The organism is Micromonospora sp. NPDC052213, assembly GCF_040679695.1.
In the GTDB taxonomy this organism is placed as follows: Bacteria; Actinomycetota; Actinomycetes; order Mycobacteriales; family Micromonosporaceae; genus Micromonospora.
Window position 1 is genome coordinate 23,780 of record NZ_JBFAVI010000003.1, and the last position, 12,317, is coordinate 36,096.

General features: G+C 72.6%; 10 protein-coding genes and 1 pseudogene. 2 read left to right on the forward strand and 9 right to left on the reverse strand.

The annotated features are described in order from the left end of the window. The first annotated feature begins 7 nt into the window (after positions 1-7). Positions 8-1,006: a D-alanine--D-alanine ligase gene (locus AB0L34_RS01475; RefSeq protein ID WP_363700952.1), complete on the forward strand. Its 999-nt coding sequence runs from the start codon at positions 8-10 to the stop codon at positions 1,004-1,006. Positions 1,007-1,199: 193 nt separating this feature from the next. Here AB0L34_RS01475 and AB0L34_RS01480 read toward each other — a convergent pair. The 9 genes and pseudogenes from AB0L34_RS01480 to rpmH all read right to left on the reverse strand — a co-directional run. Then, positions 1,200-1,808, reverse strand: a pseudogene (locus AB0L34_RS01480) (hypothetical protein); the annotation flags it as partial. Positions 1,809-3,489: 1,681 nt separating this feature from the next. Beyond that, positions 3,490-4,512 carry a ParB/RepB/Spo0J family partition protein gene (locus AB0L34_RS01485; protein WP_363700954.1) on the reverse strand — a complete coding sequence of 341 codons (1,023 nt, stop codon included), beginning with the start codon at positions 4,510-4,512 and terminating at the stop codon, positions 3,490-3,492. A gap of 27 nt (positions 4,513-4,539) precedes the next feature. Continuing rightward, the gene (locus tag AB0L34_RS01490) at positions 4,540-5,859 is read right to left on the reverse strand and encodes an AAA family ATPase (RefSeq protein WP_363700956.1); all 1,320 of its coding nucleotides are present in this window, start codon (positions 5,857-5,859) and stop codon (positions 4,540-4,542) included. 283 nt (positions 5,860-6,142) lie between these two features. After that, positions 6,143-6,856, reverse strand: coding sequence for a 16S rRNA (guanine(527)-N(7))-methyltransferase RsmG (rsmG, locus tag AB0L34_RS01495; RefSeq protein WP_363701079.1), 714 nt, complete (start codon positions 6,854-6,856; stop codon positions 6,143-6,145). 151 nt (positions 6,857-7,007) lie between these two features. Beyond that, positions 7,008-7,598, reverse strand: a complete 591-nt coding sequence (locus tag AB0L34_RS01500) for a R3H domain-containing nucleic acid-binding protein (protein WP_363700958.1) — start codon at positions 7,596-7,598, stop codon at positions 7,008-7,010. A gap of 215 nt (positions 7,599-7,813) precedes the next feature. After that, positions 7,814-8,803 (reverse strand): membrane protein insertase YidC, encoded by a 990-nt coding sequence (yidC, locus tag AB0L34_RS01505; protein ID WP_357450237.1) that lies wholly within the window; start codon positions 8,801-8,803, stop codon positions 7,814-7,816. A 3-nt stretch (positions 8,804-8,806) separates the two neighbouring features. Beyond that, positions 8,807-9,046 carry a membrane protein insertion efficiency factor YidD gene (yidD, locus tag AB0L34_RS01510; protein WP_350677800.1) on the reverse strand — a complete coding sequence of 80 codons (240 nt, stop codon included), beginning with the start codon at positions 9,044-9,046 and terminating at the stop codon, positions 8,807-8,809. A 44-nt stretch (positions 9,047-9,090) separates the two neighbouring features. Further along, positions 9,091-9,507: a ribonuclease P protein component gene (gene rnpA, locus AB0L34_RS01515; protein WP_357450234.1), complete on the reverse strand. Its 417-nt coding sequence runs from the start codon at positions 9,505-9,507 to the stop codon at positions 9,091-9,093. Between the two features lie 37 nt (positions 9,508-9,544). After that, a complete protein-coding gene (rpmH, locus tag AB0L34_RS01520) occupies positions 9,545-9,682 on the reverse strand; it encodes a 50S ribosomal protein L34 (protein ID WP_091100492.1) in 138 nt (45 codons plus the stop codon). A gap of 633 nt (positions 9,683-10,315) precedes the next feature. Between rpmH and dnaA the strand changes: the two genes are divergently transcribed. After that, complete coding sequence (gene dnaA, locus AB0L34_RS01525) at positions 10,316-12,181, forward strand: chromosomal replication initiator protein DnaA (protein ID WP_363700961.1); 1,866 nt, start codon at positions 10,316-10,318, stop codon at positions 12,179-12,181. Positions 12,182-12,317 lie beyond the last annotated feature (136 nt).

Genomic DNA, 12,317 nt, shown 5'->3' on the forward strand with positions numbered 1-12,317 from the left:
TTCCGACATGGCTCCCACCGCTGCCGACCGTTCCGTCGTGACCGACTCCGCCGTCACCGCCGACCTGCGGGTGCTGGTGCTCGCGGGCGGGCTCTCCTACGAACGTGACGTCTCGCTCCGGTCCGGCCGCCGGGTGCTCGACGCGCTGCGCGCCGTCGGGATGGACGCCGAGCTGCGGGACGCCGACGTGACCCTGCTGCCGGCCCTGAGCGTCGACCCGCCGGACGCCGTCGTCATCGCCCTGCACGGCGCGACCGGCGAGGACGGCTCGCTGCGCGGCGTGCTCGACCTCTGCGGTGTCCCTTACGTGGGGTGCGACGCCCGCGCCTCCCGGCTCGCCTGGGACAAGCCGTCGGCCAAGGCGGTGCTCCGCGAGGCGGACATCCCCACCCCGGACTGGGTGGCCCTCCCGCACGACCGCTTCTCCGAACTGGGCGCGGTGGCGGTGCTGGACCGCATCGTCGACCGGCTGGGGCTGCCGCTCATGGTGAAGCCCGCCCAGGGGGGTTCGGGGCTGGGCGCCGCCGTGGTCCGGGATGCCGCGTCCCTCCCGGCCGCGATGGTCGGCTGCTTCGCGTACGACCAGACGGCGCTGGTGGAGCGGTACGTGCCCGGCATGGACGTGGCGGTCTCCGTGGTCGACCTGGGCGACGGGCCGCAGGCCCTGCCGGCGGTGGAGATCGTGCCCCGCAACGGGGTGTACGACTACGCCGCCCGCTACACCGCCGGCCGGACGACGTGGCACACGCCGGCGCGACTGACGCCGGAGGTGGCCGGCACGGTCGCCGACGTGGCGCTGGCTGCCCACACCGCGCTCGGCCTGCGCGACCTCAGCCGCGTCGACCTGATCGTGGACTCGGCGGGGCAGCCGCACGTGCTGGAGGTCAACGTCTCGCCGGGGATGACCGAGACCTCACTGCTGCCGCTCGCCGTACAGGCCGCCGGTCTGGACTTCGGCAAGATGATCGGGACGCTGGTGGCACGCGCCGCGACGCGCCGGGCCTGACCGTCCATTCCTTCCGCCGGTACGGGCGGCCGCCCCGCGACCTCGGGCGGCCGCCCGTACCGCGTCAGTCGTCGGACTGCCTGCCCTCCCGAGCGGCGGCGTCGGCCTCCCGGCTGTCGGCCGTCGGGACGTGCGCCTCCTCCGCAGACTCGATCACGGACAGCGCCTCGCCCGTGGTGGCGTCGTCCCCCGGTGAGGGCTGCCCGGTGAAGCTGGACGGGGCCTGCCACTGGATGCGCGACGGCTCGGCCAGGGGCCGCCCCCCGAACTCCGCGAGCCAGGCCGCAACCAGGGCGAGATTCTCTCGCCATTGCGCCTCGGAGATGGGCGGCAGGATCGAGTCCCACAGGGAGAGGAAGGTCCCGCGGAGCTGGAGTCGACCGTAGGGCCGGGCGAGGAACCATATGTGCAGGTGCGCCGAGCCGTCGCCCCAGCGGTTGACGTGCACCCTCGCGACCCCGTCCAGGGACCGGATCGCCCGTTCCAGGCGTACGGTCATCACGCCCAGTTCGGCGGCGAGCAGGTTCGGCAGGTCGCCGAGGTCCAGATGCGAGCGGGATTCCAGGATCAGCACCATCGGCAGCCCCGTGGGGCGGTCCATGGCGCGTACCCGCCAGCGCTCGCCCACCCAGATGTAGGCGTCGTCGGGGGCGTTGCAGGCCGTGCATTCCCGGTGCCCCTCGCCCTTGCGGGGCGGTTCGACCGGGACCGGATCGTCGAGTTGCTTGACGCGAAGGTCGCCCTCGAAGGGGAAGGACGGCCACTGGGCGAAGTCCGGGACTGCGGGAGGGGTGTCGTGCACGACGCTGACACTAACCGCTTCCGTCACCGGTGTCCCTACCCCGAACGAGCCGACAGCGGCGCTGCGTCGGCCGCCGCGAGGCGGCCACCCAGAGGGCTTGTCCACAGATATCCACAGGGTGCTGAGACCCGGAACACACCCCGTCATCCACAGGCCAGCAACGGGTTTCACGCGGGGTTTCACGTGAAACGAGACGCGGCTGTGGATAACTGGTGTGGATAACTTCCGGCCCCCGATCCGCGCCGACCGGGCGTCGCGGGAGGGCGGCCGTTTCACGTGAAACGCCGTCCGGCCCGGGGCCGTCGCGCGGACCTTCGCGCACTCGGTCGTGAGACCCTCCGCGCGTGTCAACACCGACCGCCCTCCGGTCGCGCCATTACCCGTCGAGGCCATTACCCGTCGAGGCCGTTCCGGTCGACGGGGGCGTTTCCCGTTGACGCCGTTTCCGCCGACGTCCCGCCCGACGCGCTGTCCCGCTCGGTTCATCGGCTCGTCGGCGGGGTCACAGCGCCGAGCGAGAGCGGAAGCCGGGCAGCCAGTGTCGGAGCCACAGGCCGGACGAGGGCCAACTCCGAAAGCCGGAAGCAGGAAGCCGAGGTCGGGTCGCCCGGCGGTCCGGGTCAGGAAGCCTGGACTCCTCCAATCGCTGCCGGAGCCGGTCCGGGAGGCAGGTGTCGGGCTCCCGGAGGCCGGGGCAGGCGCCGGAGACCCGGTCAGACGCCGGAGGCCGGAGGCGGAGGCCGGAGGCGGAGGCCGTCGTACAGGTCGAAGCCGGGGGCCACGCAGGCGGATGCCGGGCGTCGAAGGCGGAGGCCGCACAGGCCGATGCCGGGCGTCGAAGGCTGGGGGCCATACAGACCGATGCCGGGCACCAAGGCAGGGGCCATACGTCGAAGCCGGGCTGTACAGGGCCGGACTGCAGAGGCCGGTGCCGGAATCGGGCAGCCGGGCGCGGGTCGGGAATCAAGGGGCGCGGCGGCGGGGACACCGCCGGAGGCGTGGGCGGAACCGACGGCCGGGCGCCGGGGCCAGGTGCCGAGGCCCGAACCGGGAAGGGCGCAACGGTGTCATCGGGCAGCCTCCGAAGGCCGGTGACAGACGGGCGTGGTCCTGCCTCGTCGGCCAACCTTCCGTGGGAGGAGGCGGCGGCCTGTGGCTGCGCCTCGTTTCACGTGAAACCGCGCAGCCGAGATTCGACGCCTCGGCGCCAGCGCAACTCCCGCCTCCATGTTCACGGTTAGTGGAGCCGGTGCGCGCAGGTTCACGAGCCACACCCACCAACGCCGCACGTGTCGGTAGCCGAAAAGCCGCCCGCCCAACGACCCGCGTCCACGACCGCGAAAGCCTGGCGGGCTCGCCGGTTTCACGTGAAACCGGGGAGCCACCGCTACCACCACACCCGCACCCCGGTTCCCGGCAGCGGGCCCACTCTGGGGGCGGGACGAAAACGCCTCCTGCTGCCCCACAGCGCCAGAAGTGCGAGCGAGCAGGAGTCGGGTAGGGCAAGGCCGCCTCAGGCCCGTGGCGCTCGAATGAGGGGCCCCGGCGCGGTCGACAGCGGTGGTTGCGCCGAGCTGCCGGAGGCGCCGGCCCGGTAGGCGTACCGCCGAGGATGGACGCCACCATCGGACATGGAACGGCCGCGTGGCCCGGTGGGGTCACGCGGCCGGCGGCCGAAGGGTCAGCCCTCCGACTCCTCCTCCTCGCCGACGCCGATGAGGCCGACGATCCGCTCCAGGTCGTCGACCGTCGCGAACTCGATGGTGATCTTGCCCTTGCTCCGGCCGATGTCCACCTTGACCCGGGTGTCGAACCGGTCGGAGAGCCGGTCGGCCAGATCCGTCAGCGCGGGCGCGTGTGGCTTCGGTCGGCGCTTGGCCGTCTCCTTCTTGCCGGCGCTGCCATCGCTCACCGCCAGCATCACGATCTCCTCGGTCGCCCGGACCGAGAGCCCTTCTGCGACGATCCGTGCCGCCAGCTGCTCCTGCGCCTCCGACTCGTCGAGGCTCAGCAGCGCCCGGGCGTGGCCGGCGGAGAGCACGCCGGCGGCGACCCGCTTCTGCACCGGCGCCGGAAGGTTGAGCAGCCGGATGGTGTTCGAGATCTGCGGGCGGCTCCGGCCGATCCGGCGGGCGAGTTCCTCGTGGGTGGCGCCGAACTCGTCCAGCAACTGCTGGTACGCGGCGGCCTCCTCCAGCGGGTTCAGGTTGGCGCGGTGGATGTTCTCCAGCAGCGCGTCCCGGAGCATGGCGTCGTCCCGGGTGTCCCGGACGATGGCGGGGATGCTCTCCCGCCCGACCGCCTGCGCGGCCCGCCAGCGCCGCTCGCCCATGACGAGTTCGTACTTCTCGTCGTCGAGCTGCCGTACGACGATCGGCTGGAGAAAGCCGACCTCCTGGATCGAGGTCTTCAGTTCCTCCAGAGCCTCCTCGTCGAAGATGTGTCGGGGCTGCTTCGGGTTCGGCACGATCGCGTCGACCGGGATCTCGGCGAACCGGGCGCCCGGGACCGGGCTGAGCGTGGGCTCGGGCTGCGCCGCGACGGGCGGACTGACCGGCGTTGGCGCCGGCTCGGCAGGCGTGCCGACGACGGCGGTCGTCGGTGCCGCCGGCTCAGCCGGGGCGACGTCGGCGGTCGGCGCCGGTCCGGTCGGGATGAGGGCCCCCAGGCCCCGACCGAGACCGCCCCGAGGACGGTTCTTCATGCCACGCCTCCCAGCGACTGTTCCGCACTACGCATTCCGGCTCACCGGCTCCTTGACGCCACGCTCGGCGATCTCCTGGGCGGCCTCGAAGTAGCTCGTCGCCCCCCGCGATCCCGGATCGTAGGTCATCACGGACTGGCCGTAGCTCGGTGCCTCGGAGACGCGGACGTTGCGCGGGATGACCGCCTGGAGCACCTTGTCGCCGAAGTGGTTCCGGACGTCCTGCTCCACCGCGTCGGCCAGCCGCGTACGCCGGTCGTACATGGTGAGCAGGATCGTGGAGACCTCGAGCTTCGGATTGAGGTGCTGCCGAACCAGGTTGATGTTGTTGATCAGCTGGTTCAAGCCCTCCAGCGCGTAGTACTCGCACTGGATCGGGATGAGCACCTCCTGCGCGGCGACGAGCGCGTTGACCGTGAGCAGGCCGAGCGACGGCGGGCAGTCGATGAAGACGTAGTCGAAGTGGCCCGGGTAGGCGGCGATGGCCCGAGCCAGCCGGGACTCGCGGGCGACCACCGACACCAGCTCGATCTCCGCGCCGGCCAGGTCGATCGTGGCCGGCACGCACCAGAGGTTGGGGATGCCCTCCACCCCCTGGGCGACCTCCTCCAGCGGCACGCTGTTGATGAGGCAGTCGTAGACGTCCGGCACCCCGGTGTGGTGCGGGACGTTGAGCCCGGTGGAGGCGTTGCCCTGCGGGTCCAGGTCGACCACCAGCACCCGGTTGCCGTGCAGGGCGAGCGCCACCGCCAGGTTCACCGTGGTCGTGGTCTTTCCCACGCCGCCCTTCTGGTTCGCGACGCACATGACCCGCGTCCGTTCCGGGCGAGGCATCGTCACCTCGCCACTCGGATTCAGGATCTGCACGGCGCGCATCGCCTCCATAGCCAACGGTGGGTCATCCTCTTCGCGCGTCGGGGTTTCACGTGAAACGTACGCGGCCTCGGCCGCGGCGGGCCCGTAGGCGGCGGCCGGGGACGCGGGCGTGTCCGTGACGGGTACGGGTTCGGGGGCGGCGTCCGGCACCGCGTCCGGGGTCGGCTGCTGTGGCACGGCCGCCTCGAACCGCGCCGAGGCCGAGGGATTGCGGCGGATGGGGATCACCCGACCGCCGGCGGAGTTGCCCGGGCGCGGCAGCCCGTCGGAGGCCGGGCGGGCGGCCGGCAGCTCCGGCCCGGCCGGGTCGGCGGTGTCCCGTTGGACGATCGGATCGCAGTCCGGCGGTCGGGTCGACGAACCGTGGGACGGCCCGTCGGGCGACCAGCTCGGATAGTCGGTTTCACGTGAAACCGGATCGCCCGCTGATCCGGTCACGCGTGGATCGTCGTACCTGCCGTCGTCATGCACCTGTCATCCCTGCCCGCTTCGGATGGTCGGTCCGCACCCCGTCAACCGGCCGCACGTGGTGCTCGCACCGCGGAGCGTACGGCCGGCGGGAGCGGTCGGGACCCGGTGAACCTCCGTTTGCCGCCCGCTCCACACTATCGACGCGCGGCCAGCCTACGGCTCACGGGCGCAGCCGGTCCACGTCGGGTTCTCATCCCTTCCGTCCACCCGTACCGGTTCAACGAAGCAACCGCCGCCCGGGACTCCGGCGGGCACCCGCTCGGGCGCCGCCTCCGACGTGGAGTCAGCGTCGACGGGACCGACCGCCGCGCGACCTCTTCGGCGCCTTGGGCCGAACCAGTCCCACCACCCGCTCCCGCACGATCTCCACCACGGTCGTCGGCGGGTCGATGACTCCTTCGCCGCAGCGGTGCATCTCGGGCTCCCCGCCGCCGAGCCGCGCCACCGTCTCCGCGTGCTCGGCGATCTCGTCGGCAGCCGACGCGCCCTTGAGGGCGATGAGCCGACCGCCGGGAACGGCCAGCGGCAGGCACCACGTCGACAGCCGGTCCAGCGGGGCAACGGCGCGCGCGGTGACCACGTCCCCGCTCAGCGGGCCCACCCCGGTCGACCCGGTCGCCGCCTCGTCGGCCCGGCCCCGGAACACCCGGACCGTCTTCGCCAATCCGAGGTGCTGCACCGCCTCGATGAGGAAGGACGTGCGCCGGGCGAGGGGCTCGATCAGGGTCACCGTCAGATCCGGCCGCGCGATCGCGAGCACCAGACCGGGCAGTCCCGCCCCGGAGCCGACGTCGAGCACCGTCGAGCCCTCCGGGATCCGCTCGGCCACCGCCGCGCAGTTGAGCAGGTGCCGGTCCCAGATCCGGGGGGCCTCGCGCGGCCCGATCAGGCCGCGGATCACGCCGTCGGTGACCAGCAGCTCGGCGTACGCGGCGGCCAGGTCGATCCGGTCGCCGAAGAGGGTGCGTGCCGCGCCGGCCAGCTCGGGCGGCAGCACCGCGTCGGCCGGCGACGGGGCACGGCCGCCGGCCGACGACGCGGCGGCGTCGGAAGACACGGGCGAGTCGGGCCGGACAGGCGACGGCCCGGGCGGCGTGCCACCCGGGCCGGCCGCGGCACCGGCCGCGGTGTCGTCGTGGTCCACCCGGTCAGTCCGCCGGCCGGACGATGATGCGCCGGTTCGGCTCGACGCCCTCGGACTCGCTCTCCACGCCGCTCATCGCGTTGACCACGTCGTGCACACACTTGCGCTCGAACGCGGACATCGGCTCCAGGCGCACGGGCTCGCCGTACTCCTTGACCTTCTCGACGGCGTTCTTGGCGACGGCGGCGAGCTCCTTGCGGCGGTTCGCCCGGTAGCCGCCGACGTCGAGCAGCAGCCGGCTCGGCGTGCCGGTCTGCCGGAAGACGGCGAGCCGGGCGAGCTCCTGAAGCGCCTCCAGGGTGGCACCGCGCTGGCCGACCAGGTTCTGCAGCCGGCCGCCGACCACCTCGACGACCGGACGGCCGCCGGAGACCAGCTCGTCGATGTCGCCGTCGTAGTCGAGGATGTCGAGCAGGCCCTCGACGTAGTCGGCCGCGATCTCGCTCTGCCGGAACAGTTCGCTCTCGCCGGCGGGCTTCTTCTCCTTGGTGGCCGACTCCTCGTCGGTCTCCTCGGTCTCGCCGTTCACCGCGGTCGGCTCGGTCCCCTCGGAGTCCAGGGACTGCTCAGCGCGGGGGGTGCTGGTGTCGGTCACGGTCTCATCTCCGTACTCGCTCGGCCGGACCGTCGGGTCCGCTGGTTTCCCGGGGCCGGCGGGAGGTCGCCGGTGCCCACGGGCACGTCTGTCGTACGGGCAGTCTCGCCCGTGACCGCGCCGCGCGCGGCGGGTTCCGCCCGGCGCCGGCCGTACGGCGGCTGCACGGTGCGGAACGGGCCGCCGCCGGTCTCCCGACGGCGGCCCGGAGGTCCTCAGCCCTGCCGCTTGGCGGGGCGGCCCTTCTTGGGGTTGGCCGGCTTGGCGCCCGGCTTGGGGCCGGCGACCTTCGGCGCGGCCGGCTTGGCCGGGGCCTGGGGGGCCGGCTTGGCGCGGCCCAGCAGGCCGGTCTTGGCCGGCTGCACCGGGTTGCGGGCCGAGGTGCCCGGCTTGCCGGTGGTGGCGGTCGGCGGCGGCGGGAACTTGCGCAGCACCCACTGCTGCTGCGCCAGGGTGGAGAGGTTGTTGGTGACCCAGTAGATGATCACACCGATGGGGAAGATGGCGCCGGAGACGAGCAGCGACAGCGGGATGCCGTAGAGCATCAGCTTCTGGATCATCCGCTGCTGCGGATCCTCGGCCCAGCCGGTCTTGAGGATCATCTGGCGGCTGGTGAGGTAGGTCGTGCCCATCATCAACAGGACCAGGATGCCGGCGATGATCTTGACGGTGGTGCCGTTGGCGTTCAGCGCCGCCAGCTCGTCGGCGGTCGAGCCGAACTTGCCGGCGATCGGCGCGGTGAAGAGCTTCGCGGCCGAGGCGCTCTCGAACTGGCCGACCGTCCAGCCGTAGAGGGTCTTGCCGCTCTCGCTCTTCCCCGGATCGAGTCGGCGGAGCACGTGGAACAGGCCGAGGAAGACCGGGATCTGGAGGACCATCGGAAGGCAGCCCATGAGCGGGTTGGCCTTTTCCTTCCGGTAGAGCTCCATCATCTCCTTCTGGAGCGTCTCCCGGTCACCCTTGTGCTTCTCCTGCAGCGCCTTCACCTGCGGCTGGAGCGCCTGCATCGCCCGCTGCGACTTGATCTGCTTGACGAAGACGGGGAAGAGGATCACCCGGACGGTGACCACCAGGAAGACGATGGCGAGGATCCAGGCCCAGTTGGTGCCGAGCACCGCCGTGTCCGGCACCCCGATGGCGTCCCAGGCCCCATGCCAGGCCAGCAGGATCCACGAAATCGCGTAGTAGATCCAGTCGAGACTCAATTCTCAGGCTCCAGTCACATCGGCACGGCGGCGTCCGCCCGGCTCCGGCACCGGGTCGTGTCCACCTGGGTGGAAGGGGTGGCAGCGCAACAGCCGCCGGACCGTCAGGCCAGCTCCCCGGACAGCGCCGTGCCGGGCCACCGCCTCGAGGGCGTAGGCGCTGCACGACGGGTAGAACCGACAGCGGGCCGGCAGAGCCGGACTTATCCACCGACGGTACGCGATGATCGGCCCGCTCAGCACCCGGGCACCGATCGTCGCAGGCCGTGGCGCGGCCGGCCCGGCGGTCACCGCGACCGCCGTCCGCGGGGCACCCGCGCGGCGGCGATCGCCGCGTCCAGGTCGGCGCCCAGTCGCGGGTACGCCGCCTCGGCCGCGGCCGGCAGCGCGCGGACGACCAGGGTGCTCCCAGGGGGCAGCTCCGTCAGCCGCTCGCGGACCAGGTGCCGCAGACGGCGGCGGACCCGGTTGCGGACGACCGCGTTGCCCACTGCCTTGGACACGACGAAGCCGGCGCGGGCCGGCGCGGAGGGTTGCTCCGCACCGCTGCTCCGCGCCGGCTCCGGCGAGGTTGCTGTCGCGGCGTCGGGGGTCGACGGCAGGCTCAGGTGGACGACGATCGCGCCACGGCCGGCGCGGCGGCCACCCCGGACCGCTGCGGCGAAGTCAGTGCTGCGCCGCAGTCGCTGTGCGGCCGCCAGCACGACTGCCCACGTCCCCCCGGACCTGACCCGGTCGGCCTCAGGCCGACAGGCGGGCGCGGCCCTTGGAGCGACGGGTCGAGATGATGGCGCGGCCGGCACGGGTGCGCATGCGCAGCCGGAAGCCGTGGGTCTTCGCGCGCCGGCGGGTGTTCGGCTGGTAGGTGCGCTTGCTCACGTCAGGCTCTCCGTTTTCGTACGCCCCGGGCGAGGGGTCGCCGGGGTCGTGTGGTGGTCCAGGCCACCTCGGCGGTGGCCCCCGATCGGTGCTGCCCGGCGATGCGGGACCTCGGCGATGCGGGGAAGCGACCGCGGACAGCAAGCACCCATCACCCTAGCAGAGGGCGAGAGAGCAGCCGATCCAGCCTACGCAGGCGTGCAACCACCGTCAAACACCCCCACCAGGGCGGACACCGGTGCTCCGCCGACGACCGAAGCGGCGGTTTTCGCTGATGTTGCCAAGGGTCGCCGCGCGTCGGCGGTTGATGGCGCGCGGACAACGCTGTTACCGTGCCCGATTGCGGTCAGCGTCGAGGGGTCCGGTCGTCGCTGGCGGGCAAGACCGGACAAGGCAGTGAATCGTTCGGCACGGTGAACCCGCTTCAGCGCCCGTTCAGGCAGGGGGCAGGTCCGACCCGCATCCGGCGGGCGGCCACAATCGGTACGTACACAGGCTGTGGATAACTTGTGGACGAGGACCGGTCGGCCGTCCGGGTGGGTGTCGTTCCGCCCGTGAACGCGGCGGGCCCGGGGCGACCGACCGGAGAAGACGGCGGCGTCGGCGGAGCAGAGGCGAGGGGGTGGCACGACGGTGACCGGCACGACCGACCTTGCCGCGGTGTGGACGGCGACGACCGACGAACTCGCCGACGAGATCATCTCCGCGCAGCAGCGGGCGTACCTGCGGCTGACCCGGCTGCGGGCCATCGTCGAGGACACCGCGCTGCTCTCCGTCCCGGACGCCTTCACCCGGGACGTGATCGAGTCCCGGCTGCGCCCGGCGATCACCGAGGCGCTCACCCGCCGGCTGGGCCGGCCGATCCAGGTCGCGGTGACCGTGCGCGTGGCCGACGACAGCTCCGGCCGCCCGGCGGGCACCGTCTACCGCAGCGCCCCGGAGCCGGGGCCGGTGGACCACGACGGCGGGCCGCGCGACTTCGGCGACGGGCCGGTGGCGTTCGACGGCGCGGCGGTGGGGCTGCTGGACGGCGCGGCCCTCGACCGCGGGCAGCAGACGCCGCTCATCCCCGAGCAGGCGCACCCGGAGCGGCGGCCGGACGGCACGGTCCCGGCCGCGCTGCCGGTCGACGACGGGCTCCGGCCCGGCCCGGACGACCGGGACGGCCAGGAGGCCCTGTTCAGCACGGCGTTCGCCGAGCCGCCGCGGCCCGACCGGGCGGCCCCGTCCCGGCGCGCGCCCGACCGACGCGGCTTCGACGAGCAGGCCGCCCGGCTGGACCCGCCGACCGCGGACACCCGCGGGTTCGAGCCGCGTTACCGCGAGGACGCCGTCTCCCCCCGGGACCAGCACGTGATCCGGGCGCTGCCCCGGGACACCGGCACCGACAGCGGGCCGGGTCGGGGTGGCGTGGATCACCGGCCCGGCGGCCGGGACGACCGGCGGCTGCCCGGCGGCGTCGAGAGCGGCGGCAACCGGCTCAACCCGAAGTACATGTTCGAGACGTTCGTCATCGGCTCGTCCAACCGCTTCGCCCACGCGGCGAGCGTCGCGGTGGCGGAGTCGCCGGCGAAGGCGTACAACCCGCTGTTCATCTACGGCAGCTCGGGGCTGGGCAAGACGCACCTGCTGCACGCCATCGGGCACTACGCCACGACGCTGGGCAACGCCCGCTCGGTCCGGTACGTCTCGACCGAGGAGTTCACCAACGACTTCATCAACTCGCTCCGGGACGACAAGACCAGCGCGTTCCAGCGGCGCTACCGCGACGTCGACATCCTGTTGATCGACGACATCCAGTTCCTGGAGACCCGCGAGCGCACCCAGGAGGAGTTCTTCCACACCTTCAACACGCTGCACAACGCCAACAAGCAGATCGTGATCACCTCCGACCGGTCGCCGAAGCAGCTCGCCACCCTGGAGGACCGGCTGCGTACCCGGTTCGAGTGGGGGCTGCTCGCCGACATCCAGCCGCCGGACCTGGAGACCCGGATCGCGATCCTCCAGAAGAAGGCGGCGCAGGAGCGCCTCTACGCCCCGCCGGACGTGCTGGAGTTCATCGCCTCGCGGGTGTCGAACTCGATCCGGGAACTGGAGGGCGCGCTGATCCGGGTGACGGCGTTCGCCAGCCTGACCCGGTCCACAGTCGAGCTGTCGCTCGCCGAGGAGGTGCTGCGGGACTTCATCCCCGACGGCGCCGGGCCGGAGATCACCGCCGACCAGATCATGGTCTCCACCTCCGAGTACTTCGGGGTCAGCCTGGAGGACCTGCGGGGGCACTCCCGCTCCCGGGTGCTGGTGAACGCCCGCCAGGTGGCCATGTACCTGTGCCGGGAACTGACCGACCTGTCGCTGCCCCGGATCGGGCAGGCGTTCGGCGGGCGGGACCACACCACCGTCATGCACGCGGACCGCAAGATCCGCCAGCAGATGGCCGAGCGCCGCTCGCTCTACAACCAGATCGCCGAGCTGACGAACCGGATCAAGCAGAACACCTGACGCGTACGCCCACCGTCGCGCACGGTGGGGCGAGGAGTGACGGAAGCGCCCGGCCGGACCAACGGCCGGGCGCGTCTCCCTTCTCCACAGCCGGCCCGGGCTTGACCCTCGACATGGTGGAGACCACACCGTCGAA

Bases quoted from the DNA above. Each gene is read 5' to 3' on its own strand.
- AB0L34_RS01485 (WP_363700954.1), bottom strand. From the start codon at position 4,512: ATGAAGAACCGTCCTCGGGGCGGTCTCGGTCGGGGCCTGGGGGCCCTC.
- AB0L34_RS01475 (WP_363700952.1), top strand. From the start codon at position 8: ATGGCTCCCACCGCTGCCGACCGTTCCGTCGTGACCGACTCCGCCGTC.